The organism is Actinopolymorpha rutila (assembly GCF_013407855.1).
GTDB lineage: Bacteria > Actinomycetota > Actinomycetes > Propionibacteriales > Actinopolymorphaceae > Actinopolymorpha > Actinopolymorpha rutila.
Window position 1 is genome coordinate 1,789,639 of sequence record NZ_JACBZH010000001.1, and the last position, 26,914, is coordinate 1,816,552.

Below are 26,914 nucleotides of genomic sequence, written 5' to 3' on the forward strand. Positions count from 1 at the left end.
CGGTCAGGCCTGGGCGATGTAGTTCTCCAGCTGCTCGCGTTCGAACTCCAGCTCACCGATCCGGGTCTTCACCACGTCACCGATGCTGACCAGTCCGGCGAGCCTGCCGTCGACGACGACCGGGACGTGGCGTATGCGCTGCTCGGTCATCAGGCGCATCAGGGAGTCCACGGTGGCGTGTGGCGCGCAGGTGTGCACCTGGCTGGTCATGATCGTGGACACCGGCTGGTCCAGGAGCCGGGACGGGTCGGCGAGATGGCGAACGATGTCGCGCTCGGAGACGATCCCGGTGATCGTGGCGCCGTCCTCGCTGACCACGACGGCGCCGATGTTGGCGCTGTCCAGGAGTTGGAGGAGGTCGCGTACGGGGGCGTCCGGTCTGATCGTCACGACCTTGGGGCCCTTGCCGCGCAGCACGTCGCTGATCCGCATCACCGGCTCCCTTCGCACCCTGCCGGGCCGACCCGCGACCGGCACCGGCCAACTTTCCGTGCTGCGCACGCTAGCCCGGACCGGGCCGTAGAGGAATCCCCCGCGGTGGCGTATGCGCGTAATTTCCGCGAAGTCCGCCGATCCGCCCGGGGGGAGTGCTCGCCACCGACACCGGCGAGTGCGGCTTGGCGGTCACCCGATCATCGCCGAGGTGATCGCGGGGCCGGCGACCAGGTGCGGTGATCGCCGGGTCAGTCCTTCGGGTCGCCGATCAGGCCGAGGACCTCGTCGTGCAGCAGGCCGTTGGTGGCGAGCGCGTTGCCGCCGTACGGGCCGGGGGTGCCGTCCAGGGAGGTGAACCGTCCGCCGGCCTCGTCCACGATGACACTCAACGCGGCCATGTCGTGCAGTTCGAGCTCGGGTTCGCAGGCGATGTCGACGCTGCCCTCCGCCACCAGCATGTACGACCAGAAGTCGCCGAACGCTCGGGTGCGTCCGCAGGTTTCCAGCAGTCGCCCGAACCCGGCGCCGCGTCCCTCGGTGATCCACTCGCCGGGACCGGAGTACGACAGGAAGGCCTCGGGCAGCGTGGCCACCTTCGACACCTGGCACTGCTGGGCCAGCCGCAGGCTGCGCCCGGCGTGCGCACCGTCGCCCTTCGACGCCCACCAGCGTCGGCCGAGCGCGGGGGCCGACACCACTCCGACGGTGACCTCCTCCTCGACGGCGAGCGCGATCAGGGTGGCCCACACCGGCACGCCGCGTACGTAGTTGGCGGTGCCGTCGATCGGGTCGACGATCCAGCGGCGGGCACTCCAGCCGGTGCGGCCCATCTCCTCGCCCTGGATGCTGTCGCGCGGGCGGGCCCGGCCGAGAGTGCGGCGGACGGCCTCCTCGACTGCGGTGTCGGCCTCGCTCACCGGTGTCTCGTCGGCCTTCGTCGACACCTGCAGGTCCAGCGCACGGAAGCGGCTCATCGTGAGCGCGTCTGCGTCGTCGGCGATCATGTGGGCGAGCCGCAGATCTTCGGTGTGCGTCGAGGCCATGGTGCACACGGTAGTGGGCGGGCGATGATCGCACATTTCGACCCGCTGATCGAACCACCCTCCCTGCCCCCGCGTGTGGGTAGGAAACCGCCGTCGGTCACGTGGCGTCCCGCCCCGACTGTCGCCGCGCGGTGGTGACCGGTAGCAGTACGAACCCTGGAGGGTGGCATGTTCGATCGGGCCTTCGGACTTCCCCTGCACGTCCTCGTCAACCACCTGGTCGTGGTGTTCGTCCCGCTGACGGTGTTCGCTGCTCTGGCGTACGCGCTGGTTCCGCGCTGGCGGTGGCTGCTGCGCTGGCCGCTGCTGGCGGGTGCGGCGATCTCCCTGGTGGCCACGTTCGTCACCGTGCGCAGCGGCTACGCGTTGTTCGACCGGTTGGGCAAGCCGGCGGAAGTGGCGGCGCACGAACACCGCGCCCAGGTGCTGCAGTGGCTGGTGCCGGCGTTCTTCTGCTGGAGCGTGGTCTCGGCCTTCGTCCTCGGCGGGCCGGGCGCGCCGAGCCCGCGCTGGGAGCTGGGCCGGCGTCGCGCCGAGGGGATCGCCCGGCCCGTCCGGGTGGTGGTGGCGGTGGTCCTCGTCGGCCTCGCGGTGGCGACCGGGATCCAGGTCGTACTCACCGGTGACGCGGGCGCCCGCGCGGTGTGGGGCCGCGGATAGAACGGGAAGGGAAGTGCCAGGGCGTGTTCGCAACACGCCCTAATCGCCCGCGCGGAGCTCGCGGGAGTCCAGCAACCGGCGGTACGACTCCACCCGGGCGGCGTCCAGCCGGCCCTCCGCCACCGCATCGTCCAGCGCGCACTCCGGCTCGGTCCGCTGATGGGTACAGCCGCGGGGGCACTCCTCGGCCACGTCGTCCAGGTCGCCGAACGCGCCGATCAGCCGATGTGGGTCGACGTGCGCCAGCCCGAACGACCGAATGCCCGGCGTGTCCACGATCCAGCCCCCGAACGGCAACGGCAGCATCACCGCCTGCGTCGAGGTGTGCCGGCCCCGGCCGGTGACGTCGCTGACCTCGCCGGTCGCCCGGTGCGCGTCCGGGATCAGCGTGTTGACCAGCGTCGACTTGCCCACTCCGGAGTGACCCACCAGGACGCTCACGCGGCCCGCGAGCCGCTCGCGGACCAGGTCGCCGAGCTCCTCGTCGTGCCGGGTCACCACCGAGTGGACGCCCAGCGGGCGGTAGATGTCGAGGAGATCGTCGGGTGAGGCCAGGTCGGCCTTGGTGAGGCACAGCAGCGGCTCGACGTCGGCGTCGTAGGCCGCGACCAGGCACCGGTCGATCAGCCGTGGCCGAGGTGGTGGGTCGGCCAGCGCGGTGACGATCACCAACTGGTCGGCGTTGGCGACGATGGGGCGTTCGATCGGGTCGTCGTCGTCGGCGGTACGCCGGAGCACGGTGGCGCGCTCCTCCACCTCCACGATCCGGGCCAGCGTGCCCGGGTCGCCGGAGACGTCGCCGACCAGCCGCACCCGGTCGCCGACGATGACGCTGGTGCGGCCGAGCGTTCGGGCCCGCATCGCGAGCACCTGGCGGGCGCCGGCATCTGCGGCAGTCCCGGCATCCCCGGTGGTCACCGCACCGGCCTCCACCCGACAGGTGTAGCGGCCGCGGTCCCGGGTCACCACCACGGCCGTGGTGGCGTCGGTGTAGTTCGGGCGCTGCTTGGTGCGCGGGCGGGTCCGCCGGGCCGGTCGGCCGTAGCTCTCGTGGTCGTCGACCTCGAACCGGCGCTGCCGCGAACTCACGCAGCCGCCTCCTGGCCGAGCATGGCCGACCACATCGCCGCGAAGTCCGGCAGGGTCTTGCCGGTGGTGGCGATGTCCTCCACCCGCAGGTCCGGAACGACCAGCCCGAGCACGGCGGCGGCGTGCGCCATCCGGTGGTCGTGGTAGGTGCGGAAGTCGCCGCCGCGCAACGGGCGCGGTGTGATCTCCAGGCCGTCCTCGGTGTCGCGTACGTCACCGCCGAGCCGGTTGAGCTCGGTCGCCAGCGCGGCCAGCCGGTCGGTCTCGTGGCCGCGGATGTGCGCGATCCCGCGCAGCCGGGACGGTCCGGTGGCCAGCACCGCGACGGCGGCGACCACCGGGGTCAGCTCGCTCGCGTCGTGCAGGTCGAGGTCGACGCCGGCGATCCTGTCCGGTCCGCGCAGGGTGAGCCCCTCGCTGTCGAGGCGTACGTGCGCACCCATCAGGGTGAAGATCTCCCGGAGCGCGTCGCCGGCCTGCTCGGTGGTCTCGGGCCAGCCGAGCACCCGGATCCGGCCGCCGGTGACCAGGCCCGCGGCGAGGAACGGCGCGGCGTTGGACAGGTCGGGTTCCACCTCGGTGTCGTACGCCCGGACCGGACCCGGCTCCACCCGCCAGGTGTGCGCGTCACCGTCGTCGACGGCCACGCCGCGTTCGCGGAGCATCGCCACCGTCAGGTCGATGTGGGGGAGCGAGGGAACCTGCTTGCCGACGTGGTGCACCGTGACGCCGGCGTCGTAGCGGGCGCCCGCCAGCAGCAGGGCCGAGACGAACTGGCTGGACGCCGAGGCGTCGATCTCGACCGTGCCGCCCGGCATCGCGCCGGCGCCGCGCACGGTGAACGGCAACGCGTTGCGGCCGGCGTCGTCGACGGTGCCACCGAGGGCACGCAGCGCGGACAGGATGGGTCCCATCGGCCGTTCTCGCGCCCGTGGGTCACCGTCGAAGGCGATGTCGCCGCGGGCGAGCACCGCCACCGGCGGGACGAACCGCATGACCGTTCCGGCCAGCCCGCAGTCGACCCGGCCCGGGCCGCGCAACGGCTCGGGCGTGACGTTCCAACCTCGCGGCGTCTCCTCGATCCCGGTGCCGAGCGTGCGCAGCGCCCCGGCCATCAGGGCGGTGTCCCGGGCCTGGAGCGGGTGCCGGACGACGGAAGGGCCGTCGGCGAGGGCGGCGAGCAGCAGCGCGCGGTTGGTGATCGACTTCGACCCGGGGACGCGGACGTCGGCGTCGACCGCGGCGGCGGCGAGCGGCGCGGTCCACAGGTCGCTGGCGAGACTTCCCATCGAACGCCGAGCGTATCCGACCGGCCGGGATGCGTACGCCGCCGCGTCAGGCCGCGGCGGGACGTCACAGTTACAGCGGCCGCAGGTTTCGTACGCCCTTGGACAGACTGGCCACCACCGCCGCGACCGCGAGAATCCCGGCGAACGCGAGGAACCCGCCGCGGTCGCCCCACCAGGCCACGACGGCACCGCCGAGCAACGGCGCGAGCGGCTGCAGACACTGGGCGAGCAGGCCGATCGCGCTGTCCACCCGGCCCTGCATGCGGTCGGGGGTGACCGCGATCTGGTAGCCGACCAGCGCCGCGTTGAGGGTGGGTGCGGGCAGGATCGCCAGCGCCAGCAGCGCAGCCACCCGATAGCTGCCCGGCACGAACGCCGCCGTGGTGACCAGGCCGGTGACGACCCACAGGAAGCCGATGACGAGTGTCTGGACGCGGATCCGCGGCTGCAGCCACGGCGCGGCCAGCGCGCCGAGCAGACCGCCGACCATGATCGCGGACTGGACCGCTCCGACCGCCGCGGGAGGTGTCCCGCGTTGCAGCAGCACCATCACGAGGACGAACAGCACCCCCGTGAACGCCGCGTTCACCAACGGCGCGAGCACCAGCACCGCCCGCAGGAACGGCTCACCGACCACGAACCGCAGCCCGGACCAGACCGCCCGGCCGAGCGGCTCGGGGCGTTCGGTGGACTCGGCCCGCAGCGGCCGCCGGATAAGCCACACCGCGACGAGTGAGACGACGTACGACACCGCGTCGGCGAGGAACGGCGCCCAGCGGGTGACCGCGAACAACGCGCCACCCAGCGGTGGTCCGGCCAGCTCGGCCGCGTAACCGCGCGCCTCGTTGCGCGCCACAGCGGTCGGGAGTTGCCCGGCCGGGACGATGTTGCGTATCGCGGCGGTTTGCGCCGGACCGAACAACGCGCCGGCCCCGCCCTCGACCACCGCCACCGCGAGGATGAGCGGCAGCGACGCCCGCCCGCCGACGATGGCGGCCACCAGCCCGACGGCCGCGCACGCCCGCAGTGCCTCGCAGCCGATCAGGACGCGGCGCCGGTTCCATCGGTCCACCAGCGCGCCGGCCGGCAGGCTGAACAGCGTGCCCGCCGCCATTCGTACGGCGCCGACCAGCCCGGCCTGGATCGGTGAGCCGGTGAGTGCCAGGACCAGGAGCGGGTACGCCAGACCGGCGGCGCCGGAGCCGAGCTCGGAGCAGGCCTGGCCGACCCACAGCCGCCGGAAGTCGCGGTTGCGGTGCAGTGGGACGGGTGGGCCCGCCGGCGTCTCGCCGGCCCGGTCGGCGTCGTCGTGGTCGTCCTGGCCGAACCGCTCGTCCTGCGCGACTCCCTCGGCTCGCGCGTCCTGCTCGGCGTCATCGGTCGTGCCGCTGGTCATCCCGCCCCCTGGCGCAGTCCGCACCGACGCCGGCGCGACGGTCAGATGTGAAGGTAATGCTTCATATCTGACCAGGGCAAGGGGCGTTTTTCGCCCGAGCCGTGCGGTCGGTGTGGGCGCCGGAACGAGACAAGTCCCAGGGCACCCCCTAGTCGACGATCGGCACCACCAGCAGGGAGGTACGCACCCGCCGGGTTCCCTCACGTCGCCGCCGGCCCAGTCGCTGGAACGGCTCCGCGGCCGCGTGTAGCGCGGTGAGAAGCTGCTCGGTCTCGGCCGCGGTGAGGTAGGCGGTGCCGGTGTCCAGCCCGACCTTGCCGCGCCACTCAGCCTGCAGCGTGGACTCACCGGCGACGTAGGCGTCCAGCTCGGCGCGCTGCGCGTCCAGCAGCGCACCGCTGAGCAGGGTGACCGCCGCCTGCTGGGCGCGGGTGGCGAGGGAGGAGACGTTCAAAGCCTTGGCGGCCGCGCGCCAGGGCCGGGCCCGCCCGTCGGCGGCGGACTCGTCGCGTTCGACGATGCCGAGCTCGGCCAGGGCACGCAGGTGGTAGCTCATCGCGCTCGGAGTCAGGCCGGTGAGCTCGGCGAGTTCGGTGGACGTGGCCACCCGTCCGCCGTACAGCTCGTCGATCACGGTCAGGCGCGCGGGGTGACTGAGTGCCCGGATGGCGCGCGGGTCCTCGAGCGTGAGCTGGGAACGGCGCCGCCGGCCAGGACGACGTGCCGGAGACGTACGGCCTGAAGGAGTGGTGCGAGCCATGAGCCCGACCCTAGGGCAGGCGCTGGAAACTCCGGATGGTCAGCGCCGGGTGGCAGAACCCAACCGGCGCCGACCGGGCGGCGGACAGGGTCCACCGACCGGTCGGCGCCGGAAAGTCGCTCGGCCTCGCCCGGGTCAGTTCCCGATACCGGCCTTCGCCAGCACCGGCTTGGCCGCGTGCGTGGCGCTCGAACCCAGCGCCTTCGCGGCCTTGCCCGCCCGCTTCGCGTCGCGCTTGGTGCCGCGGGTGATCCGGGCCGGCTTGGCCGCCTTGGCCGCGAGCCTGGCCTCCTGACGGGCGAACAGCTTGGCGAGCTTGGCCTCCTGCCGGGCGGTCCGGGCGGCGATCTTCGCCTCCCGGCGGGCACTGCGGGTCACCCGCCTGGTCGCCGCGCGGGTGTGCTCGGCGCTGTGGCTGGCCCGCCAGGCCAGGCCCGGCTTGCCCTCGGTGTCCACCGCGGCGAGGAGCAGTCCGCCGAAGATGCTGACGTTCTTCAGGAAGTGGACCTTCTGGCTGCCGCGCGCCTCCGCGTCGCTCTCCTGCCAGAACGCGTGACCGGCGTACGTCGTCGGCAGGACCGAGGCGGCGAGCGCGAGCGCGCCCCAACGGCGGCCGACGCCGGTGGCGAGCGCGATCCCGCCGACGACCTGGACGGCGCCGTTGATGCGGACGAGGGTGCGCGGGTCCTCGGGAATCCGGTCGGCGATCGCGGGCGGCGCAATTCGCTTGGCGGTCGGCACCAGCTGGTCGGTGACCGACTTCGCGCTCGGCACCAGCGGGTCGGGGTTGCGGATCGCGCGGACCCCGTGGACCACGAAGGTCGACGCGAGCATCGGACGAGCGATCATTCGTACGAGCGTCATGGGATCTTCATACCGCGTCCGGGGGTGGTCCGAACATTCCGCCTCCCTCCGGCCGCCGACTCGCTGGCCGAATCCGGGCGGACGGCCACCCAGCGTGGCGCTCGTGTCCGGGTGCCGCGCCGATCGGCGCGGCACCCGGACACGAGGTGTTGCCGGGCAGGCCCAGCCCTAGGGCGCCAGCCGGTGCAGGTCCCGCGGGAAGAGCGTCACCTGCCGGATGTTCTCCGCGCCGACCAGCCGGGCGACGAACCGCTCCAGCCCGAACGCGAATCCGCCGTGCGGCGGCATGCCGTACCTGAACGTCTCCAGGTACGTCGCGTACGGCTCCGCCGGCTGGCCGGCCGCCTCCAGCGCCGCGACATAGTCGGCGTACCGGTGCAGCCGCTGCCCGCCGGTGACGAGCTCGACACCGCGGAACAGCAGGTCGAAGGAGTTCGACCAGCGCGGGTCGTCCGGCTGCGGGTGGGTGTAGAACGGCCGCTTGCGCATCGGATAGCCGACGACGAACACGAAGTCGCTGCCGTGCTCGCGCAGCGCCCACTCACCGATCGCGCGTTCGTGCGCGGGCGCGAGGTCCGGCTCGTCCGGGTCGGCGCCCACCAGCGCGAGTGCGTCGGAGAAGTGCAGCTCCGGCACGCGCGGTGGCAGCTTCGGCAGCTCCACGCCGAGCCGGTCCAGCGCGCCCGGTGCCCGCTCGCCGACCGCCGCCAGCATCCCGCCGACGACCGAGGAGACGACCTCCATGACGTCGCGGTGGTCCCGGACGAACCCGAACTCCGCGTCCAGCGAGACGTACTCCGCCAAGTGGCGGACCGTGTCGTGCGGCTCGGCCCGGAACACCGGACCCACCTCGAAGACCCGCTCGAACACCCCCACCATCGTCTGCTTGTAGAACTGCGGCGACTGGGCGAGGTAGGCGGGCCGGCCGAAGTAGTCGAGCCGGAAGACGTTCGCGCCGCTCTCGGTGGCCGACGCCACGATCTTCGGCGTCTGGATCTCGGTGAACGCCAGATCCGTCAGCGTCTCCCGGAACCCCGCGACGGCCGCCGCCCCCAGCTCGAACGGCGCCCGCAGCAGCGGATGCCGCAACGTGACCGGCGCGTGGTCGAGCAACGTCGGCAGGCCGGCGTTGACAGCCGGGCGCCACAGCTCGATCGGCGGGGTCGGTGCGGGGTCGGTGAGGGGTGTGAAGGTCGGCTCGTCGACCTCGACCCCTCCTGGTGCCTGCGGGTTGGCCACGGCCTTCCCGGTGACCTCGACGACTGTCTCCTCGGCGTACTCCTCGATGCGTTCCACGGTGGTCGGGTCGCGCACGACGACCTGGGCCAGACCGGAGCGGTCACGGAGTACGACGAACGTGACGGACGCGAGGCGCCGGCGGCGGTGGACCCAGCCCGCGAGCCGGACGTCCTCACCGGTCCGGGCGGGCAGCTCGGCGGCGAGAGTACGGACACCTGTCTGCTCGGAGGTCTGCTCGAAGTCCTGGACAGGTCGCTGCATGGTGGTCACCTCCCACGGGTGCGGGACCCCGGGGCTGCTGGGCAGTCTCTTGGCGGGTCCCTGCCTGGTTGCGTCCCCTGGGGTGTGGGCGAGGGGGACTCGCGGTGCCACCACACCTTCGCCGTCGATCCCGCGGAACGCGGGGCCGAAGGCCTCGTTCGGGCCCGTTGACGGGGGCCGGTCGGCGGGGCTTACTTGCCGGTCGCGAGACCGGCGTTCTTCCCCGCGGCTCGGGAGTGTCTTCGCGCCGGGGTCGGAGGCCGCCTTCTCAGCTACCGGTCGGCTCTCTGGGCTCCGGGGTGCCCGCGCTACTTGTCTCCGTCGTCGCCGTTGGCGCCCAGCGTACGCGTGGCGGCGACCGGCCCGCACCCGGGATTTGGCACCCCGCCGGGGTGTCAGAAGAATGGGGGCCGGCGCCGGTCCACCCGGACCGGTCACGGGAGGTGGTCGGTGTGTGCGGAAGATACTCGCTGAGCCGGGACCCTGAGGATCTCGCCCGCGAGTTCGAGGTCACCCAGGTCGACGTGCGGGAGAAGCTGGCCGACTTCAACGTCGCACCCACCAAGCAGGTGGCGGTCGTGGTGGACCGTCCGCCGGGCAAGGGCGACGACGCCGGGCTCGAACGCCATCTCCGTACGGTCCGCTGGGGCCTGATCCCGTTCTGGGCGAAGGACCCGAAGATCGGCAACCGGCTGATCAACGCTCGGCTGGAGACCGCGGCGGAGAAGCCCGCGTTCCGCAAGGCGTTCGCGTCCCGCCGGTGCCTGGTGCCCGCAGACGGCTACTACGAGTGGTACGGCGAGAAGAAGGGCCACAAGCAGCCGTTCTTCATCCACCGCAGCGACGGCGGCGTGCTGGCAATGGCCGGTCTGTACGAGATCTGGCGCGACCCGGACAAGAACGAGGACGACCCCGACCGGTTCGTGTGGACGTGCACGGTGCTCACCACCACCGCCGAGGACGAGCTGGGCCGGATCCACGACCGGATGCCGCTGCTGGTCGAGCCCGCGGAGTACTCCACCTGGCTGGACCCGCGCCGAGGCGACGCCGACCAACTGCGTTCGGTCCTGGTGCCCGCGGCGCCCGGACGGCTGGACGCGTACCCCGTCTCGACCGCGGTCAACAACGTCCGTAACAACGGCCCGCAGCTGCTCGATCCGCTGCCGGCGGAAGAGGCGGGCGACGTGGCGGACCCCCGTTAGGGTGTGTTCACCCTGCGGATAAGGACGTCATGAACACCGTGAGCGAACGCGTGGTGGAGACCCCGGAAGGTCCCGCCCGCCTGATCTACAACCGGGGCCGCCGGACGGCCGTAACGCTGGTCCTAGGGCACGGCGCCGGCGGCGGGGTGGACGCCTGGGATCTCGCGGTGCTGGCCGAGGCGCTGCCCGAGTACGAAGTGACCGTGATCCGCGTCGAGCAGCCCTGGCGGGTGGCCGGCCGAAAGATCGCGTCTCCGCCGGAGAAGCTGGACGTGGCCTGGATCGCCGCGCTGAACAGCATGCGCACCCGGACACCCCTGATCGTGGGCGGACGCAGCGCGGGCGCCAGGGTCGCCTGCCGGACCGCCCGAAGGCTCGGCGCCGTCGGCTGCCTGGCGCTGGCGTTCCCGCTGCATCCGCCGGGCCGTCCCGACAGGTCCCGCGCCGACGAGCTCCGCCACGCCGGAGTGCCCACGCTCGTCATCCAGGGGGAGCGGGACGCGTTCGGCGGGCCGAGGAACATGCCGAGGGGGCTGAAGGAGCAGAAGGTGGTGGCCGTGCCGGGCGCCGACCACAGCTTCGTGGTGCCGCGCTCGGCCCTGGTCACCCAGGAGGAGGCGCTCACCCTGGTCGCCGAGTCCACGCTGGCCTGGATCGCCAGGACGACCGGGGCCGAGCTGCCGCAGTCGTGAGCCGGGCCGCGGGACGTTCGGCCGAACGGCTTCCGCCGAGCGGGCTTCCGACCCGGGTGTCCGACCCGCGAGGTCTGGGAGGGTTCCTCCCGGCGACCGGGAATTCCGGCGGGCCGGGGAGTGTTTTCGGTCTCGGACGGCGCCGCGCGAGTGACGGGCGCCGTCGCGAAGGAGGCCTTGTGGTTGCCGCGTGCCAGAACCGCCCGTCGCCCTCCGCCCAGCCGCCGGAGGCGGTGGCGGCGTGGCGTGAGTGGACTCCCGAAGACGGCTCCTCCTCGGTGGGGCTATCCTCGCGGGCGATGACAGCTGCCGTGAACGCCGAGACGCCGGAGGAGCGGAGCGCCCGATTCGAGCGGGATGCGCTGCCCTTCCTGGATCAGCTGTACAACGCTGCCCTGCGGATGACCCGCAACCCGGCGGACGCGGATGACCTTGTGCAGGAGACCTTCGCCAAGGCGTACTCCTCGTTCCACCAGTTCAGCGAGGGAACCAACCTCAAGGCGTGGCTGTACCGCATCCTGACCAACACCTTCATCAACAGCTACCGCAAGCGTCAGCGGGAGCCGCAGCGCGCCGCCACCGAGGAGATCGAGGACTGGCAGATCGCGCGCGCGGAGTCGCACACCTCGGCCGGGCTCAAGTCCGCCGAGGCGGAGGCGCTGGAGCACCTGCCCGACTCCGACGTCAAGGAGGCCTTGCAGCAGGTGCCCGACGACTTCCGGATGGCCGTCTATCTCGCCGACGTGGAGGGCTTCTCCTACAAGGAGATCGCCGACATCATGGGAACACCGATCGGCACCGTGATGTCCCGGCTCCACCGGGGCAGGCGCCAGTTGCGTGAGCTGCTGCAGGACTACGCCCGCGGACGCGGGCTGGTGCCGGCGGCGGACGCGAAGGGTGGCGAGGACGCATGAGCTGCGGCAAGCCCCACGAGACCGACTGTTCGGAGGTCCTGGAGCGGGTCTTCCTCTTCCTCGACCGGGAGATGGAGGACGCGGACTGTTCGCAGATCCAGCGGCACCTGGACGAGTGCGCACCGTGTCTGCAGAAGTACGACCTCGAAGGCCTGGTGAAGTCCCTGGTGGCCCGCTCCTGCGGTCAGGACAAGCCGCCGAGCGACCTTAGGCAGAAGGTGCTTCTGCGCATCCGCGCGGTGCACGTGGAGATCAGCGAGGACTCCGGGCCGCCGGCTGGCTGAGTCCCGGCGATCCCGCGCGAGTCCGGTACGCCGGAGAACCCGAGCTCTCCAGGTTTGCCGGAGACGAAGACGGACCCCCCGCCATCGGCGGTGGGGTCCGTTCGCTTTCCAGGGCTGCCGCAGAGGTGCGCCCAGACCCTGGTGGCCTGGCCGGCTCGCTCTGGCGGCGGCTCAGGTGTTGGGGCGCTTGCCGTGGTTGGCGGCCTTCTTGCGCCGGGCCCGACGTCGCCTTCCGTTCTTCGCCATCTCGTCACCCTCTCGTGGTCCATGTGTCGCGTACGGTGCGCCGAGGCGTTCGTACGCCCCGGCATCTTCCCACGAGCCCCGATTCCCTCCGGCAGGGCATCCGGCCGACGGCGCCGAACTGAAGGGGCGGGCGTCAAAAAACCTGTGACTCTGCGTAGAAAATTTTCGCGGCCAGGATGGCTCGCAGGACAGAGATCCACTCACCATCGAACACGCACAGTGATCGACGCTCGATCGTCCGATGGAGCGACACCTGCCGGGCCGACGAGCGGCCCGACGCCGGCCGACTCCGAGCCTGTTGGCACCCGTGTACGCCTCGTGGCGCTGTTGACGCTGTGTGATTTCGGTCGGGTGATCTGCCGGATTCTCGGTCTGACCACGTGAACGAAGCGTGACCAATTCCCTCGTGGGTAGGACGCTTTGGGCGATTCTGCAGCCAAAAGCCTACCCATGAGTACTTACGAAGAGTAATTATCACTCTTCGGAGTTGCGGCTCCAGTACGGAGTTGACCGCGCTGATCTTTCCCCGTTGACTCGTCCTCGCCGGGTTACGAGCGAGCAGCGGAGCCCCGACCGAGGTGATGTTTCGGTGGCAGAAAGTGATCATCTTGCCAGCAGGCATCCGCCCCTGATGTAGCTCTCCGTGTTGGCTTCCCCGGTCCTTGTCGATTCGCCCCACGTCATCACTCGAAGGAAGGCAGGCTTATGAACGTCGTTCACACCAGCACACCGGCTGCCAGGCGCGGCTGGGAGTGGAGCTGACCGTGGGCCCGGCCGAGCAACTCGGTCAGAGGCCACCACGCACGCGTGCATGACCTGAACCTTCGAAGTACGCAAGTGCCTTCGCCAGACGACACGGCCTGTTACCCCGGCCGAAGGAGACCTGCCCGCCGGGGATGACTGCCTGCAACTGGCAGGAGGCGGTTCCGGAAACCTTGCTGATACCTGAGGAGGAGGCGACATCATGAACTGGAGCGGCTGGGAGTGGGCGTGATGATGGTTGCCACTGCGGCTAAGCTGCACCGCAGCCGGTCAGGAAGAGTGGTCATCCATGCCGAGTCGGTCCACCCGGGCTTACGTTCTGGGGTTGTGCGTGGTCGCTGCCTCGGTCTCGGTCATTTCGATCGTCAACGTCTCGCGGCCGACAGACATCGCGTGGTTCGCCGCTCTGGTTCTGCTGACCGTGCAGCTGAAGGCGCCGCTCGGCCGTAATGTCGACGTGTCGCTCACGTCGGTGGTGGCGGTGGCGACCTACCCGGTCCTCGGAATGTGGGGCGCTCCCGCGCTGATCGGCGCCTTGTTCGCCACCAGGCAACAGACCTCCCTCTACAAGCGGACCTACAACGTCGCCCAGAACGTCGTCTGTACCTTCCTCGGCGGTGCCACCTACGTCGCGCTGGGCGGTGAGGTCGGCGCGCTGGCCCGTAGCTCGTTCCCCCAGATCCTGTTTCCGATCACGCTGGCCATCGTCGCCTACCACGTGGCGAATGCCGCCCTGCTGATGGGAGTTCTCTGGCTCGACGGCGGCCGGGCGCCCGTGCGCGTACTCCGCGCCAACTTCCTCGAGGTCTTCCTCTCCTTCCTCGGCTACTCCTACCTCGGCCTGCTGCTCGCCGTGCTGTGGCTCGGCCAGCTCGGCCCGTTCGCCGGTCTGCTGCTGCTGGTGCCGTTGCTGGTCGCGCGGTGGGCGTTCGCGCAGTACGCCGCGGAGCAGAAGTCCCACCAGTCCACGCTGCAGGCACTCGCCCAGGCGATCGAGACCAAGGACCTCTACACCCGTGGCCACGGTGAGCGGGTCGCACGGGCCGCGCGGATGCTCGGCACCCAGGTCGGCTGGGACGGCGACCGTCTGGACGCCGTGGCCGAGGCCGGCCTGCTGCACGACGTCGGCAAGATCGGCGTACCCACCCGGGTTCTGCAGAAGGACGGCCGGCTCACCGAGGAGGAGTTCGAGGCCATCAAGAAGCACCCGCTGCACGGCGTCGAGGTGGTCGGCGACATCGCGTTCCTGGAAGACGCCCGGGCCGGGATCATGCACCACCACGAGCGCTACGACGGGACCGGCTATCCCTCCGGGCTGCGGGCCGGCGACATCCCGGTGTTCGCCCGGGTGCTGTCGATCTCCGACGCCTTCGACTGCATGACCAGCGTGCGTTCCTATCGCGCCGCCCGCCCGGTCCCGGAGGCACTGGACGAGCTTCAGCGCTGTCGCGGGAGCCACTTCGACCCCGAGCTTGTCGACCAGTTCGTCACCGCCGTCGAGCGCGAAGGGTGGCAGCCCGCGCCTGCGCAGCCGGTGCAGCCGGTGCCCGCGGCCGAGCAGAAGGTCGTCTTCGACCACGACGACCCGGTGCATCCGCCCCAGGTCGAGGGCTCGGCCGAGGCGGCCCCGTGAGCGGCACGCTGGCGCCGTACCGCTCCCACCCGCGACTGGACGGCTCGGTCCTGCTGTCGGTGTGCGCCGGTGTCCTGGTGCTGGTCGCGGTGGTCGAGACCGCCATGCGCGGTGTCGCGGCGCCGGCGGTCGCGGGCGTGTTCGGGTGCCTCGTCGCGGTCGGGGAAATGGTGCGGTTGCGGCTGCCCGACGACCGGGTGCAGGCGCCGATCGGGCTGGCCACGGCACTGGGGTACGCCCTGCTCAGTCATCTGCCCACCGAGGGACGGGCGTCCCACTCGATCCTGCAGACCGTCGCGGTGACCTCCGGCGGGATGCTCGCGGGCGCGCTTCCACACGTGCTCGCCGGCCGGTCGGCCGAGCTGGAGGGCATCGCCCGGCGGGTGCTCGTGGTGGCCGGTGTCGCCCTGCTGTTCCGTCCGCTGGTCCTCGACAACGACCTGTTCGCCGCGTTCGACAGCCATGTCCCCTCCGACTACGTCCTGCTCACGGTGATCGTGGGCCTGGTCGCCTGGCCGCTGGAGGCGGTGCTGGCCGCCGGGGTCGCGGCCAGCCAGCAGTGGGGGCCGTTCCGGGCGCTGCTGCGCAACGAGCTCGGCGCGTTCTTCGGCATCGGCGCGGCGATCGCCTCCACCGGTGTACTCATCCCGCTGGCCACCTGGGAGGTCGGCCTGTGGGGTCTGCCGCTGGTCACCATCCCGCTGCTGCTGGCCCAGCTGTCCTTCCGCCGGTACGCCGCGATCAGGCGTACGCAGGTGCAGACCATCCAGGCGCTGTCGCGGGCCACCGAGGTCGGCGGCTACACCGACACCGGCCACGCCCGCCGGGTCACCGAACTCGCCCTCGCCATCGGCCGCGACCTCGGTCTGCCCGAACGCCGGATGCGGGTGCTGCAGTACGCCGCCCTCATGCACGACCTCGGCCAGCTCTCCCTCGTCGACGCGATCCCCGGCGGCGCGACCGTGCTGGTGACCCCGGACGAGCGCCGGCGAATCGCGACCTTCGGCGCGCAGGTCGTCCGACAGGCCGGCGTCCTGGAGGACGTCGCGGAGGTGGTGGAGGCCCAGTCCGAGCCGTACCGCCGCCCGCACCTGCCCGACGACCCGACCGTGCCGCAGGAGAGCCGGATCATCAAGGTCGTCAACGCCTACGACGACATGGTGGGCCGGGCCACCAGCGAGGACGCGCGGCTGGAGGCCCTGGAAGGGCTCAGGCTCGGGATGGCCTACGAGTACGACCCGCGGGTCGTCGCCTCGCTGGCGAGGGTCCTGGACCGGGTGACGCCGGCTCCCCGCTGACGGCGTGGCGACCGGCAGATGACGTTGCCGGCCGCGCTCGGCGTGATTGGATGGCGGGCGGTCCAGGGGAAGGAGAGGCTGTGGCCGAGCAGGTCAGGGCGGAGATGGTCGCCAACGTCTTCGAGGTCGCGGTGCAGTCCGGCGACCCCGTACAGGCGGGGCAGATGCTGCTGGTGCTGGAGTCGATGAAGATGGAGATTCCCGTCCTCGCCGAGCACGCCGGCCGGGTGCGCGAGGTCACCGTGAAGCCGGGCGAGGTCGTCCAGGAAGGCGACCTGCTCGTCGTACTCGACTAGGGCGCAACACGCCCTGGGGCAGGCCAGGCGTTGTCGCGAACCCGCGGCCCTGAGCACGCGGTCCGATGGCCTCCCGGTCAGATCTCGCGGCGGTAGGCGAGCAGGGTGAGACCCGGCACGGGCTGCCAGTCGCGGTCCGGCACCCGGTCGAAGCCGAGGCGTTCGTACAGCCGGTGTGCTCGGTGTGCGCCCGCCGTCGTCGACAGCACCACCGCGTGGTGGCCGTCCGCGTGGGCCCGCCGCAGGATCGTACGGACGAGGAGCTCGCCGACGCCACGGCCCTGGGCGGCCGGCGCCACCGCGAGCATCCGGAACTCTCCCTCACCCGGCCCGCTCAGCTCGTGGTAGGGCGACCCGGGCGGACAGTACGTCGCCGTGCCCAGCACCGTGCCCTCGGCCTCGCCGATGACCACTCCGCCGGACTCGTCGACGGCCACCAGCAGCGACGCCTCGAGCGCCCGCCGCTTGGTGTCGAGCAGCGTCTCGGCGTAGTCGTCGGTGCCGGCCAGCAGGCCGCCGCGCTGGTAGGCCACCAGCGTCACCTGCCCGGCAGCGGAGTATTCCTCCGGACGGGCCTCCCGGATCGCCGGCGCCGACGGCAGTGAGCGGACGTAGCCACGCAGGGGCTCGCCCGACATCGTCACCCAGTCGCGCTCGGGCACCCGCACGAAGCCGAGGCGTGCGTAGCGGCGCTGGGCCTCGACCATGGAATCGGTGGTCGACAACGCGAGGGTGGCCTCCCCGGCCAGCCGGGCTCGCGCGGCGCACTCCTCGATCAGCGCGGTGCCGACGCCTCCGCGACGCGCCTCCGGAGCGACCGCGAGCATCCGCAGCATTGCCTCCTCGGGCGGATCCTCGGTCCAGCGCGTGCCGGGCAGGGTGAGCGTGGCGGTGCCGACCACCCGGCCGGCGTCGACCGCGACGAGCACGTCCGTCGCGGGGTCCTCGGCGCGGCTTCGGGTGTCGCCCAGGGCAGGGAGGTAGTTGGGATGGACCAACTGCTCGCCGCCGTAGACCTCGCCCAGCAGGCGGCTCACGGCGTCGTACTCGCTCGGGCGGGCGTCGCGGACAAGCATCCGTCCGTTATAGCCGAGGCAACCGACAGCCAACCAGACCGGCAGGACCGCCCGGGGTGCCCCGGCGGCCGCTCAGACGCCGAAGGTGGCCCTCGGGTAGACGATCTCGGGGTCGGTGAGCACGTTGAGGAGGTACGGCACACCGGAGTCGAACGCCCGGCGCAGTGCCGGGCCGATGTCGTCCGGGCGGGTGACCGTCTCGCCGGCCCCGCCCAGGGCGCGCGCCACCTCGTCGTAGCGGGTGGCCGGCGCCAGGTCGGTGGCGACGTCGTAGCCGTACAGCATCCGCATGGGGTGCTTCTCCAGCCCCCAGCAGCCGTTGTTGCCGACGACCATCACGACCGGCAGCCGGTGTCGTACGAGCGTGTCGACGTCGAGCAGCGACATCCCGGCGGCGCCGTCGCCGAGCAGCAGCACGACCTGTGAGGACGGCCGGCTCACCCGTGCGGCGATCGCCGCGCCGAGGCCCGCTCCGAGACAGCCGAACGGCCCGGGATCCAGCCAGCATCCTGGGCGGGCCGGCTCGACGTACTTCCCGGCGAACGACACGAAGTCGCCGCCGTCGCCGATGAGCACGGCGTCCTCGGCCAGCTGGCGGCGGAGCTCGCCGTAGACGCGGGCGGGGTGGATCGGGTCGGCGTCCGCGGTCAGCAGCGCGGCGTCGCGGGCCCGGGCCGCCTGGTCACTCGCCCGCAGCTCGGCGGTCCAGGACGTCCAGCCGGGGCGGCGCAGCACCTGCTCCCAGGCGGTGGCCAGGGTCGCCAGCGTGACCCGCAACGGCCCGGCCGCTGCGGCCGCGAGGGGTACGTGCCGGGCCAGCTGGTCCGCTGCGTCGGCGACGTGCACGACCTTCGCCGGCGGCGCGCCGTCGCGGCCACCGAAGGAGCCGTACGCCAACCGGAAGTCCAGCGGCGTACCCACCACGATGGCCAGGTCACAGCGCCCGACGGCGGTCGATCGGGCCCGGGACACCAGCTGCGGGTGCCCGGGCGGGAAGATGCCGCGCCCCATGCCGTTGACGACGACCGGCAGCTCGAGTTCCTCGACCAGCGTGCGAGCGGCGCAGTCGGCACGGTCGAGGTAGACGTCGGAGCCGAGCACCAGCAGCGGACGCTGGGCGGACGCGAGCAGGTTGGCGATCTCGCCGACTGCCTCCGCGTCCGGCTCGCCGAGGTCGGGCTCGGCCACCTCGGGCACCGACGCGGAGGTGCGGCTGTAGAGCTGGTCCATGGGTACGTCGAGGAAGACCGGGCCGCGGTGCCGCGTGCCCGCGAGCCGGAACGCCTGGTCCACCGCCGGGACGATCTCGTCCACGGTGGGTACGGTCGCGGCCAGCTTGGTGACCGGGGCGAGCAACGGCGGATGGTCCAGCTCCTGCAGGCTGCCCGCACCCCACCGCTGGGTCGGCGCGCGGCCACCGAGCAGCACCAACGGCGCCCCCGCCTGGTGGGCCTGGGTCACCGCGCTCACCGCGTTGGTGACACCCGGACCGGCGGTGACCACGGCCAGGCCGGGTGTGCGGGTGAGCTTGCCGACCGCCTCGGCCGCGAACACCGCGGTCTGCTCGTGCCGGACGTCGACCAGGCGCAGCGGGGGAGGGGAGGGCCGCTCGGAGCCGCCGACAGCCGCGTCGTACAGCGGGAAGACGTGGGCGCCGGACAGGGTGAACATCGCGGAGACACCGTGTGCCCGGGCCACCGCGACCGCGAGGTCGCCTCCGTGTCCTTCGCGCACCCCCGAGCTCTCGGAGCCCCCCGAGCCCGCCTGCTCGATCTCGGTCATGTCCGAAAACCTACCGTGCGGTAGTCCTCTCCCGCCCGGGTTACGCCTCCGCGGCCGCGCCGGACTTTCCGGTCGCGCCCGGGGTCACCACGTCCCGCACACCCGCCTCGCCGGCGTCGGCGAGGTAGTCGCCGGGCTCGGTGTGGTCCTGTCCGTTCGGAACCTTCAGCGCCCGCAGGACCAGGGTCGCGACCACGGTCACCACGACGTTGAGCACCCACGCCGTCATCGCGACGTAGCCCTTCTCGCCGAGCAGCGGAATGCTGGCGGTGGACCCGCCGAAGTGCTGCGCGCCGGTGAGCGGGTTGGGGATGTTGTACGCCGTCCAGGTGCCGTAGGCCATGCCGACCGCCCACCCGGCGAACAGCGCCCAGCGGTGGAACCACCGGGTGTAGAGCCCGAAGACGATGGCGGGGAAGGTCTGCAGGATCCAGATGCCGCCGAGCAACTGCAGGTTGATGGCGAAGCTCTTGTCCAGGCCCAGCACGAAGATCAGCGCGCCGAACTTCACCACCAGCGAGACCAGCTTGGCCTGCCGGGCCTCCGCGGCGTGACTGGCACCCGGGCGCAGGAACGCCTTGTAGACGTTGCGGGTCCACAGGTTGGCCGCGGCGATGGACATGATCGCGGCGGGTACCAGCGCGCCGATCGCGACCGCGGCGAAGGCCACCCCGGCGAACCAGCTCGGGAACATCGCGTCGAACAACATCGGCACCGACAGTTGCGCGTTGGGCTTGCCGTTCAGCCCGACGGGCTTGATCCCGGCCGCGATCGCCATGAAGCCGAGCAGGGCGAGCAGGGCGAGCAGGAAGGAGTACGCCGGCAGGATCGCGGCGTTGCGGCGCGGCACGGAACGGTTCTTCGACGACAGGACGGCGGTGATCGCGTGTGGGTACATGAACAACGCCATCGCCGAGCCCAGCGCCAGCGTGGCGTACGGCCAGGCCTGGCCGACCGCGGCGAAGGAGAAGTCCGCCGGATGCCCGGCCGCGCCGTCGGCGGCGGTGAACTTCTTCTCCGCCGCGTCGAAGATGCCGCCCCAACCGCCCAGCCTGGTGGGGATGTAGACGACGGCCACCACGATCACGAGGTAGATCAGGAGGTCCTTGACGAACGCGATCAGCGCGGGCGCGCGCAGGCCGGAGGAGTAGGTGTAGGCGGCCAGGACGGCGAACGCGAGGAAGAGCGGGGCGTCGGCGAGCAGGATGTTGCCCGAGCCGCCCAGGCCCATCACCTCGAACACGGCCTGGATTCCGACCAGCTGCAAGGCGATGTAGGGCATCGTGGCCAGGATGCCGGTGAGCGCGACCGCCAGGGCGAGCGCGCGGGAGCCGAAGCGTCCCTGCACGAAGTCGGCCGGGGTGACGTAGCCGCGCCGGTGCGACACCGACCACAGCCGCGGCAGGAACAGAAACACCAACGGATACACGATGATCGTGTACGGCACCGCGAAGAACCCCTGCGCGCCGGAGGCGAACATCACCGCCGGCACGGCGACGAAGGTGTACGCGGTGTAGAGGTCGCCGCCGAGCAGGAACCACGTCACCCACGTACCGAACCGCCGGCCGCCCAGGCCCCATTCGTCCAGGCTGGCCAGCGAATCACCCCGCTGCCACCGGGCGGCCTTGAAGCCGAGCACCGTCACCGCGACGAACAACACCACGACCACCGCGAGAGCGGTGGCGTCAATCCCGGGTTTCATCGAGTACCGCCTTCGGTCCGGTCGGTCGGCGTGGTCGCGGTGCCGGCGTCACCGGCTGTCATGGTCGACGTCGTGCTGCCGCGCCGGCGGTTCTCCCGTCGCACCAGCAGGTAGGCCGCGATCGTGCACAGGGCGGACATGAAGATCCACAGGATCTGGTACCAGTAGAAGAACGGGAACGCGCCGAGGCGCGGCTCCACCCGGGCGTACGACGTCACCCACAACGTGCCCACGAACGGCGCGGCGAGCAGCACCGCGACCACCACCCGGGTGGGTGTGACCAGTGGTGTGGATCCGCGTGCTGCTGGTGCCACCATGACAACCTCCGTCGGCCTACGACGCCGTCCGTCGACCCCTTCGTGCTGGACAGCCGCGACGAGAGTAGTGCCCGGCCCGGTTCAGGGAAAGGGTTCTGACCGCGACGCGCCCTGACGTCGACCATGAAGTCGCGGGAACGTGAGTGCGAAGGCGTGTGGTTCGCCGACGTTCAGGCAGGTGCGACGCCGACGTGAAGGCAGGTGCGACGCCGACGTGAAGGCAGGTGGGACGTCGACGTGAAGCGCGGGAAACGTCAGCGCGAGGGCGCGGAGAACAACCCCGGCCGGCTGGCCCGCAGCACCCGCAACAGGACCAGCAGCAGGTCGGCGCGTACGTGCGGAGGCGCTCCGAACAACGCCACGTCGCGCGGCGTCTGCTGACCGACGACTCCGAGCGCGAGCTGGAGGTGGAGCGCACGCAGGAAGGAACCGGTGTTGCCGGCGACCGGGGTGGGCCACTCCGGCCTGGGCTCGTCGTCCTCGACCGTCGGCGGAGCCAACGCGGCGGCGAGGCGTTCGACCCACGGCTCCAGCACGTCGACGTCGAGCAGGTTGCGGTGGAGCACGGTCATCACCGCGAACGCCAGCCGGTCGTCCTCACCGTTGCGGAAGTAGTAGCCGGAGGGGGTCAGCAGCCGGTCGGCCACCACGTCGAGCAGCACGGTGAGCTCGAGCTTCTCGAAGTGTTCGGAGCGGGCCAGCGCGGCGAGCAGGTCGGCGCCGTGGGCGACCGCATGCGCCCAGCCGCGCCCGTCGACGTACCCGCGTAGATCGCGTTCGCGGACGAGCCACGACGCCGCCCGGTCGCCCCAGCGGAAGATCGCGTCGGAGTGCAGCACCCGGGCCACCTGGTCGCGCAGCACCGCCTCGGCCAGCAACCTGGCGGAGCCGGCGCGCCGGAACACGGTGTCGGTGCCGTCGTCGCCGAGCCCGGTGTACAGCCCCTCGGCCACCCCGTCGCCGAAACCGGGCAGCAGGTCGTCGTAGACGCCGTCGCCGATCCAGGTGAGGAGCACCGGCCGGGCGATGCCGTCGCGGACCCGCGGGTCGGGGTCGCCGAGCATCTGCACGAGCTCGGCGGTCAGATCGTCGAGGGGGCGGTCGTCAGGCAGCCTGAAACCGCTGGCGCGGATGTGTTCCCAGTAACCTGACCGAACCCCCACGGGGACATCCTTCCAGACATACGCGTACGACGCGTGCTATCGAGGACCGCGCGGGCGTGATCAAACCGCCGCAGGCGGCGAGACTAGCGCATGCCCCGAAACGGGCTGCCCGGCTCGTGTCCTCCCGAGCCGCGCGACCGCCGGCCCGGCTTCGGGAGACGAGCCGGTACACCCGCCGGTTACGCTCTCGGCGTGCCCTCCCTCGATGACGTGGTCCGCCAGTACACCGAGCTCGCCGAGCTCGATCGTGAGTGGCTGCACCGGCTGGTGGCCGAGTGGCAGATGCTCGCGGACCTGTCGTTCGCCGATCTCGTCCTGTGGGTTCCCGACCGGGAGGGGCTGGGTTTCTGGGCATGCGCGCAGATGCGCCCGACGACCGGGCCGACCGCCCACCTCGACGACCTGGTGGGGTCGTTCGTGCCACGGGGCCGCCGGCAGTTGCTGGACACCGCCTACGACGACGGCCGGATCTGCCGGGAGGGCGACCCGGAATGGCGCGACGAGGTGCCGGTCCGGATCGAGAGCATCCCCGTGCGGCGCGCCGGCCGGGTGCTCGGCGTCATCACCCGCAACACGAACTTGCTCTCGGTCCGAACGCCAAGCCGGCTTGAGCTGACGTACCTCAAGACGGCGGCGGATCTCGCGCAGATGATCAGCGAGGGCGGGTTTCCGTTGCCCGGTGAGCGGGCCGACCTCGACGCGGCGCCGCGGGTGGGTGACGGTCTGGTCCGGCTCGACGTGGATGGGGTCGTGACGTACGCGAGTCCCAACGCGCAGTCGGCATATCGCCGGCTCGGCCTGACCGGCGATCTCCTCGGCTGCCACCTGGGAACGATCACCGCCGGGTTGCTGCCGCCGTCGCGCCGCCCGGTGGACGAGGCGATCCCGGTGCTCATCTCCGGTCGCGCGCCCCGCCAGACCGAGGTGGAGAACAACGGCGCGGTGGTCACCATGCGGGTGATCCCGTTGGTGCCGAACGCGACCCAGGTGGGTGCGCTGGTGTTGCTTCGCGACGTCACCGACCTACGCCGGCGCGAACGCGAACTCCTCACCAAGGACGCGACCATTCGAGAGATCCACCACCGTGTCAAGAACAACTTGCAGACGGTGGCGGCCCTGCTCCGCTTGCAGGCTCGCCGCATCGGGGCGGCCGGTGGCCGGGAGGCGCTGGAGGAAGCGGTCCGGCGGGTGGGCACGATCGCGATCGTGCACGAGACTCTGTCGACGGCGTTCGAGGAACGCGTGGAGTTCGACGAGGTGGCCGACCGGGTGCTGGCGATGGTGGCCGAGGTGTCGGTTCCGGAGACCAGGGTCGTGCCCCGGCGGGTCGGGTCGTTCGGTCTGCTCGGCGCGGAGACGGCGACGCCGTTGGCGATGGTGATCACCGAGGTCGCGCAGAACGCCGTCCAGCACGGGGTGGGCCGGCGGGGCGGCCGGGTCGAGGTGATCGCCGACCGGTCCGCGGGCCGGCTGCGGGTCGTCGTCGAGGACGACGGCCAGGGGCTCCCCGCGGACTTCGACGTGGAGCGCTCCGGTCAGCTGGGCCTGCAGATCGTCCGCACCCTGGTGGAGAGCGAACTCGGCGGGGTGCTGTCGATCGGCGGCCGGGAGGAAGGCAGTGGCACGCGGGTGGTGGTCGATCTTCCCGACGAGGGGCAGCCGCGCGGTCGCGGCCGGCACGCACACCTCTGACGCCGAGCGGACCTGGAAGCAGACCCGAAAACAAGCGGACCTGAAAACATGCGGACATGAAACAAGCCCCCGCCCGATGGGGCAGGGGCTGTTCCAACGCGTCGCGAAATCAGATGATGCGGGCCCGGGAGCGGGCGGCGCGGCGCTTGAGCGCCCGTCGCTCCTCTTCGCTCATTCCGCCCCAGACTCCGGCATCCTGGCCGGTTTCAAGGGCCCACTGCAGACAGAGGTCGACGACTTCACAACGACGGCAGACCGCCTTGGCCTCCTCGATCTGCAGGAGCGCGGGCCCGGTGTTCCCGATGGGGAAGAACAGCTCAGGGTCCTCGTCCCGGCAGATGGCCCGGTGGCGCCAGTCCATCAAGGCTTCACTCCTCAGTTCGTTGCGTGCCGGATCCACCGGCCTCGCAGTTGGCTTGAATTCTGCTGTGTGAACACTTTCACGATCTGTTGCGTGACAACGAGCGCACACCAGCGTCCTGGCGTCGGTCACACAAACGTGATCGCTGTACGTCAGCCCCCGGCACACGCACCGATCGGGTGCCTGCGCCTCTCTGCAGGCTCGATAGTTTCAACTCTGCCAGCGATACACAAGACCCTTTCCGCGTTATGCCGCGGAAAAGTCCATGTCGGTTACGTCACAAACCGGGCCCAACGGTCACCCTGTGTGATGTTGATCTACACGCACCGAACATGTCGTCGCAAACCACACAGGATACCGACGGGCCGGCTCGGGTCGTTCGGCGGTATCCGCCAACCGCCTGCTCGGTAACCTTCGCGGTATGTCCCGCCGACGTACCAACCCCTCACCGAAGCCGTCCACACCGGCGAACCGGCCGTCAAACCGGCCGTCAAACCAGCCGGCGAACCCTCCGGCGGAGCCGGTCTCCGGTCCGGTCGGCCGGCCCGCGCGCACGCCGGTCACGTTGATCGCCGCGGCGGTCGTGGTCGGGCTGGAGGCGCTGGGGGCGGTGGTGGCCGGCGGCTGGCTGACCGTCGAGGCGATCATCACCCGCCCGCGCGGCATGGGGATCGCCGCCAGCGCGGGTGTGTTCGTACTCGCCGCCGGGGTCGGGCTCGGTTTCCTGGCGTGGGGTCTGCTGCGTGGCCGCCGGTGGAGTCGCGGTCCGGTGGTCGCGATCCAGTTGCTGATGTTGCCGCTGGGGTACGAACTCCTGTCGGGGAGTACGACCGTCGTCGGCGTGGGCATGCTGGTGGCGGCGATCCTCACGCTGGTGCTCGTCCTGGCGCCGCCGTCGACGATGGTGTTCCGGGAGTAGAGCGCGCGCCGGTTTCGCGTCGGCCGTTCGGCGGGCCGCCGGAGCGTCAGTCCTGCAGCAGGCGTTCGCGAAGTTGCGCGAGCGTACGCGACAACAACCGGGACACGTGCATCTGCGAGATGCCGACCTCGGCCGCAATCTGTGATTGCGTCATCCCCTTGAAGAACCGCAGCAGCAGAATGCGCTTCTCCCGCTCGGGAAGCTGCGACAGCAACGGCCGCAGGGCCTCGCGATACTCCACGCCTTCCAGTGCCTCGTCCTCGGTGCCGAGGGAGTCCACGACCGCGGGTGCGTCGTCCTGCCCCTGGTCGGGTGCGTCGAGGGACAGGGTGCTGTAGGCGTTGGCAGACTCCAGCCCCTCGAGGACCTCTTCCTCCCGCACGCCGAGCTTGCCCGAGAGTTCGCTGACCGTCGGCGCTCTGCCGAGTTCCTGGGTGAGGTCACCAGTCACGGTGGCGAGGGACAGCCGCAGCTCCTGCAGCCGGCGGGGGACCCGGATGGCCCAGCCGCGGTCGCGGAAGTGTCGCTTGAGTTCGCCGACGATGGTGGGTGTGGCGTACGTGGAGAACTCCACGCCGCGTTCGGCGTCGAACCGGTCCACCGACTTGATCAGGCCGATCGTGCCGACCTGCACCAGGTCGTCCAGCGGCTCGCCGCGGTTGCGGAACCGGCGGGCGAGATGTTCGACCAGCGGCAGGTGCATCTCCACCAGCCGGTCGCGGACCTTGCCCCTGCGCGGGTCGTCGCTGTCGATGCGCCCGAGATGGGCGAAGAGTTCGCGGGTCAGCGTCCGGGTGTCGAGCACCCGGTCCCGGCCCGGCAGGTCTTCCGGCGCCGGCCCGAAATCATGCGTCACTGGGTGCTCGATCATTTCTCTGCCGCGCCTCTTCCCCGTGGCGGCAACTCCGCCGAGGTGCCGCCGGACGCGGCGTTGCCCTCGGGCGACGTTCCGGATTCGCCGGTGTGCTTACGGTGACCTCGGCTGCGCTGGCTGCGCGCGTCGTCGAGGGTGCGGACGGCGCCACCCGACGGGTGTGCCAGGCCCGCGGTCTCGCCACGCTTGGTCAGCGTGACGGTTGCCCGCTGGTGTTCGGGCTCGACGAGGGTGTCGACCTGGCCGGCGAGTGCGGTGAGCACTGTCCAGGAGAAGGAGTTTCGGGCGGGCACTCGCGGGTTGCGCGAGTGGACCGTCACCGCGACGGTGAGCTCGTCACCGGCGAGTTCGAACCGGCATCGCAGCTGCGAACCGGCCACCGCCTGGTGGAGCAGGAGTGCGCTCGCCTCGTCGACGGCGATACGCAGGTCCTCGATCTCGTCGAGGGTGAAGTCGAGTCGGGCCGCCAACGCGGCTGCCGTTGTGCGCAGGACCGAGACGTACGCGGTTCGTGCGGGTACGCCGAGCTCCACGACGTCGGTGTCCTGGTCGCCATGTTCCGCCTCGGCGCTGTGCGGTACCTCGGTCACTGGGGGTTCCTCCGCAGGTGGTTGCAGGGGGCCCTCGACGGAAGTGCGCGCGAAGGTCCGGGTGCGCGTCGTCGA

Annotated in this window: 27 protein-coding genes; 10 read left to right on the forward strand and 17 right to left on the reverse strand. The window is 71.4% G+C overall.

Annotation, left to right across the window (positions count from 1 at the left end; all coding sequences use genetic code 11):
* Positions 1-3: 3 nt before the first annotated feature.
* A complete protein-coding gene (locus F4554_RS07965) occupies positions 4-432 on the reverse strand; it encodes a CBS domain-containing protein (RefSeq protein ID WP_179786792.1) in 429 nt (142 codons plus the stop codon).
* Between the two features lie 251 nt (positions 433-683).
* Entirely contained in the window at positions 684-1,478 is a 795-nt protein-coding gene (locus tag F4554_RS07970) for an inositol monophosphatase family protein (protein ID WP_179786793.1), read from the reverse strand.
* A 168-nt stretch (positions 1,479-1,646) separates the two neighbouring features.
* Between F4554_RS07970 and F4554_RS07975 the strand changes: the two genes are divergently transcribed.
* On the forward strand, positions 1,647-2,138 hold the full coding sequence (locus F4554_RS07975; RefSeq protein WP_179786794.1) for a hypothetical protein: 492 nt from the start codon (positions 1,647-1,649) through the stop codon (positions 2,136-2,138).
* Between the two features lie 39 nt (positions 2,139-2,177).
* On the opposite strand, the gene rsgA is transcribed toward F4554_RS07975, so the two are convergent.
* The 6 genes from rsgA to aspS form a co-directional block, all read right to left on the reverse strand.
* Positions 2,178-3,227, reverse strand: a complete 1,050-nt coding sequence (rsgA, locus tag F4554_RS07980) for a ribosome small subunit-dependent GTPase A (protein ID WP_179786795.1) — start codon at positions 3,225-3,227, stop codon at positions 2,178-2,180.
* A complete protein-coding gene (gene aroA, locus F4554_RS07985; RefSeq protein WP_179786796.1) occupies positions 3,224-4,516 on the reverse strand; it encodes a 3-phosphoshikimate 1-carboxyvinyltransferase in 1,293 nt (430 codons plus the stop codon). Before aroA ends, rsgA begins: the two co-directional genes overlap by 4 nt.
* A 70-nt stretch (positions 4,517-4,586) precedes the next feature.
* A complete protein-coding gene (locus F4554_RS07990; RefSeq protein WP_179786797.1) occupies positions 4,587-5,912 on the reverse strand; it encodes an MFS transporter in 1,326 nt (441 codons plus the stop codon).
* 148 nt (positions 5,913-6,060) lie between these two features.
* Entirely contained in the window at positions 6,061-6,672 is a 612-nt protein-coding gene (locus F4554_RS07995) for an ArsR/SmtB family transcription factor (protein ID WP_179786798.1), read from the reverse strand.
* Between the two features lie 135 nt (positions 6,673-6,807).
* Positions 6,808-7,536: a DoxX family protein gene (locus tag F4554_RS08000; RefSeq protein ID WP_179786799.1), complete on the reverse strand. Its 729-nt coding sequence runs from the start codon at positions 7,534-7,536 to the stop codon at positions 6,808-6,810.
* A 168-nt stretch (positions 7,537-7,704) separates the two neighbouring features.
* Positions 7,705-9,036, reverse strand: a complete 1,332-nt coding sequence (gene aspS / locus F4554_RS08005; protein ID WP_179786800.1) for an aspartate--tRNA(Asn) ligase — start codon at positions 9,034-9,036, stop codon at positions 7,705-7,707.
* Positions 9,037-9,488: 452 nt separating this feature from the next.
* Between aspS and F4554_RS08010 the strand changes: the two genes are divergently transcribed.
* The 4 genes from F4554_RS08010 to rsrA all read left to right on the forward strand — a co-directional run bounded on the left by F4554_RS08010 (position 9,489) and on the right by rsrA (position 12,128).
* On the forward strand, positions 9,489-10,238 hold the full coding sequence (locus F4554_RS08010; RefSeq protein ID WP_179786801.1) for an SOS response-associated peptidase family protein: 750 nt from the start codon (positions 9,489-9,491) through the stop codon (positions 10,236-10,238).
* 29 nt (positions 10,239-10,267) lie between these two features.
* Positions 10,268-10,930 (forward strand): alpha/beta hydrolase family protein, encoded by a 663-nt coding sequence (locus F4554_RS08015; protein WP_179786802.1) that lies wholly within the window; start codon positions 10,268-10,270, stop codon positions 10,928-10,930.
* Positions 10,931-11,229: 299 nt separating this feature from the next.
* The gene (locus F4554_RS08020) at positions 11,230-11,844 is read left to right on the forward strand and encodes a sigma-70 family RNA polymerase sigma factor (protein WP_092656574.1); all 615 of its coding nucleotides are present in this window, start codon (positions 11,230-11,232) and stop codon (positions 11,842-11,844) included.
* A complete protein-coding gene (gene rsrA, locus F4554_RS08025; protein ID WP_092656572.1) occupies positions 11,841-12,128 on the forward strand; it encodes a mycothiol system anti-sigma-R factor in 288 nt (95 codons plus the stop codon). Before F4554_RS08020 ends, rsrA begins: the two co-directional genes overlap by 4 nt.
* Positions 12,129-12,299: 171 nt before the next feature.
* On the opposite strand, the gene F4554_RS33960 is transcribed toward rsrA, so the two are convergent.
* Positions 12,300-12,374 carry a 50S ribosomal protein bL37 gene (locus F4554_RS33960; protein ID WP_378079813.1) on the reverse strand — a complete coding sequence of 25 codons (75 nt, stop codon included), beginning with the start codon at positions 12,372-12,374 and terminating at the stop codon, positions 12,300-12,302.
* A 1,051-nt stretch (positions 12,375-13,425) separates the two neighbouring features.
* On the opposite strand from F4554_RS33960, the gene F4554_RS08030 reads away from it, so the two are divergent.
* The 3 genes from F4554_RS08030 to F4554_RS08040 all read left to right on the forward strand — a co-directional run bounded on the left by F4554_RS08030 (position 13,426) and on the right by F4554_RS08040 (position 16,363).
* Positions 13,426-14,769, forward strand: coding sequence for an HD-GYP domain-containing protein (locus tag F4554_RS08030; protein WP_179786803.1), 1,344 nt, complete (start codon positions 13,426-13,428; stop codon positions 14,767-14,769).
* Positions 14,766-16,067: an HD domain-containing phosphohydrolase gene (locus tag F4554_RS08035; RefSeq protein WP_202889201.1), complete on the forward strand. Its 1,302-nt coding sequence runs from the start codon at positions 14,766-14,768 to the stop codon at positions 16,065-16,067. The genes F4554_RS08030 and F4554_RS08035 overlap by 4 nt, the downstream gene beginning before the upstream one ends.
* An 80-nt stretch (positions 16,068-16,147) precedes the next feature.
* Positions 16,148-16,363, forward strand: coding sequence for a biotin/lipoyl-binding carrier protein (locus tag F4554_RS08040; RefSeq protein ID WP_179786804.1), 216 nt, complete (start codon positions 16,148-16,150; stop codon positions 16,361-16,363).
* Positions 16,364-16,440: 77 nt separating this feature from the next.
* Here the strand turns inward: F4554_RS08040 and F4554_RS08045 are convergent, their stop codons facing one another.
* The 5 genes from F4554_RS08045 to F4554_RS08065 all read right to left on the reverse strand — a co-directional run bounded on the left by F4554_RS08045 (position 16,441) and on the right by F4554_RS08065 (position 22,403).
* Positions 16,441-17,439, reverse strand: a complete 999-nt coding sequence (locus F4554_RS08045; RefSeq protein WP_179786805.1) for a GNAT family N-acetyltransferase — start codon at positions 17,437-17,439, stop codon at positions 16,441-16,443.
* A 72-nt stretch (positions 17,440-17,511) separates the two neighbouring features.
* On the reverse strand, positions 17,512-19,221 hold the full coding sequence (locus tag F4554_RS08050; RefSeq protein ID WP_179786806.1) for an acetolactate synthase: 1,710 nt from the start codon (positions 19,219-19,221) through the stop codon (positions 17,512-17,514).
* 40 nt (positions 19,222-19,261) lie between these two features.
* Positions 19,262-20,923, reverse strand: coding sequence for a monocarboxylate uptake permease MctP (gene mctP, locus F4554_RS08055; protein WP_179786807.1), 1,662 nt, complete (start codon positions 20,921-20,923; stop codon positions 19,262-19,264).
* Positions 20,920-21,240: a DUF3311 domain-containing protein gene (locus F4554_RS08060; RefSeq protein ID WP_179786808.1), complete on the reverse strand. Its 321-nt coding sequence runs from the start codon at positions 21,238-21,240 to the stop codon at positions 20,920-20,922. The genes mctP and F4554_RS08060 overlap by 4 nt, the downstream gene beginning before the upstream one ends.
* Before the next feature lie 254 nt (positions 21,241-21,494).
* A complete protein-coding gene (locus F4554_RS08065; RefSeq protein ID WP_179786809.1) occupies positions 21,495-22,403 on the reverse strand; it encodes a DUF2785 domain-containing protein in 909 nt (302 codons plus the stop codon).
* A 192-nt stretch (positions 22,404-22,595) separates the two neighbouring features.
* Here F4554_RS08065 and F4554_RS08070 point away from each other — a divergent pair, with 192 nt between their 5' ends.
* Positions 22,596-24,095 carry a histidine kinase N-terminal domain-containing protein gene (locus F4554_RS08070; protein ID WP_179786810.1) on the forward strand — a complete coding sequence of 500 codons (1,500 nt, stop codon included), beginning with the start codon at positions 22,596-22,598 and terminating at the stop codon, positions 24,093-24,095.
* 109 nt (positions 24,096-24,204) lie between these two features.
* Here the strand turns inward: F4554_RS08070 and F4554_RS08075 are convergent, their stop codons facing one another.
* The gene (locus F4554_RS08075; RefSeq protein ID WP_092656556.1) at positions 24,205-24,456 is read right to left on the reverse strand and encodes a WhiB family transcriptional regulator; all 252 of its coding nucleotides are present in this window, start codon (positions 24,454-24,456) and stop codon (positions 24,205-24,207) included.
* 421 nt (positions 24,457-24,877) lie between these two features.
* On the opposite strand from F4554_RS08075, the gene F4554_RS08080 reads away from it, so the two are divergent.
* Positions 24,878-25,375 carry a hypothetical protein gene (locus F4554_RS08080; RefSeq protein ID WP_179786811.1) on the forward strand — a complete coding sequence of 166 codons (498 nt, stop codon included), beginning with the start codon at positions 24,878-24,880 and terminating at the stop codon, positions 25,373-25,375.
* Positions 25,376-25,421: 46 nt separating this feature from the next.
* Here F4554_RS08080 and F4554_RS08085 read toward each other — a convergent pair whose 3' ends face one another.
* On the reverse strand, positions 25,422-26,246 hold the full coding sequence (locus tag F4554_RS08085) for an RNA polymerase sigma factor SigF (protein ID WP_179786812.1): 825 nt from the start codon (positions 26,244-26,246) through the stop codon (positions 25,422-25,424).
* Positions 26,243-26,839 carry an ATP-binding protein gene (locus F4554_RS33515; RefSeq protein ID WP_238341240.1) on the reverse strand — a complete coding sequence of 199 codons (597 nt, stop codon included), beginning with the start codon at positions 26,837-26,839 and terminating at the stop codon, positions 26,243-26,245. The genes F4554_RS08085 and F4554_RS33515 overlap by 4 nt, the downstream gene beginning before the upstream one ends.
* Between the last annotated feature and the right edge of the window lie 75 nt (positions 26,840-26,914).

Excerpts from the sequence above, each read along its gene's own strand:
- F4554_RS07965 (WP_179786792.1), bottom strand. The coding sequence starts at position 432 with ATGCGGATCAGCGACGTGCTGCGCGGCAAGGGCCCCAAGGTCGTGACG.
- F4554_RS07970 (WP_179786793.1), bottom strand. The coding sequence starts at position 1,478 with ATGGCCTCGACGCACACCGAAGATCTGCGGCTCGCCCACATGATCGCC.
- F4554_RS07975 (WP_179786794.1), top strand. The coding sequence starts at position 1,647 with ATGTTCGATCGGGCCTTCGGACTTCCCCTGCACGTCCTCGTCAACCAC.
- aroA (WP_179786796.1), bottom strand. The coding sequence starts at position 4,516 with ATGGGAAGTCTCGCCAGCGACCTGTGGACCGCGCCGCTCGCCGCCGCC.
- F4554_RS07990 (WP_179786797.1), bottom strand. The coding sequence starts at position 5,912 with ATGACCAGCGGCACGACCGATGACGCCGAGCAGGACGCGCGAGCCGAG.
- F4554_RS07995 (WP_179786798.1), bottom strand. The coding sequence starts at position 6,672 with ATGGCTCGCACCACTCCTTCAGGCCGTACGTCTCCGGCACGTCGTCCT.
- F4554_RS08000 (WP_179786799.1), bottom strand. The coding sequence starts at position 7,536 with ATGACGCTCGTACGAATGATCGCTCGTCCGATGCTCGCGTCGACCTTC.
- aspS (WP_179786800.1), bottom strand. The coding sequence starts at position 9,036 with ATGCAGCGACCTGTCCAGGACTTCGAGCAGACCTCCGAGCAGACAGGT.
- F4554_RS08015 (WP_179786802.1), top strand. The coding sequence starts at position 10,268 with ATGAACACCGTGAGCGAACGCGTGGTGGAGACCCCGGAAGGTCCCGCC.
- F4554_RS08020 (WP_092656574.1), top strand. The coding sequence starts at position 11,230 with ATGACAGCTGCCGTGAACGCCGAGACGCCGGAGGAGCGGAGCGCCCGA.
- rsrA (WP_092656572.1), top strand. The coding sequence starts at position 11,841 with ATGAGCTGCGGCAAGCCCCACGAGACCGACTGTTCGGAGGTCCTGGAG.
- F4554_RS08030 (WP_179786803.1), top strand. The coding sequence starts at position 13,426 with ATGCCGAGTCGGTCCACCCGGGCTTACGTTCTGGGGTTGTGCGTGGTC.
- F4554_RS08045 (WP_179786805.1), bottom strand. The coding sequence starts at position 17,439 with ATGCTTGTCCGCGACGCCCGCCCGAGCGAGTACGACGCCGTGAGCCGC.
- F4554_RS08050 (WP_179786806.1), bottom strand. The coding sequence starts at position 19,221 with ATGACCGAGATCGAGCAGGCGGGCTCGGGGGGCTCCGAGAGCTCGGGG.
- mctP (WP_179786807.1), bottom strand. The coding sequence starts at position 20,923 with ATGAAACCCGGGATTGACGCCACCGCTCTCGCGGTGGTCGTGGTGTTG.
- F4554_RS08060 (WP_179786808.1), bottom strand. The coding sequence starts at position 21,240 with ATGGTGGCACCAGCAGCACGCGGATCCACACCACTGGTCACACCCACC.
- F4554_RS08075 (WP_092656556.1), bottom strand. The coding sequence starts at position 24,456 with ATGGACTGGCGCCACCGGGCCATCTGCCGGGACGAGGACCCTGAGCTG.
- F4554_RS08080 (WP_179786811.1), top strand. The coding sequence starts at position 24,878 with ATGTCCCGCCGACGTACCAACCCCTCACCGAAGCCGTCCACACCGGCG.
- F4554_RS08085 (WP_179786812.1), bottom strand. The coding sequence starts at position 26,246 with ATGATCGAGCACCCAGTGACGCATGATTTCGGGCCGGCGCCGGAAGAC.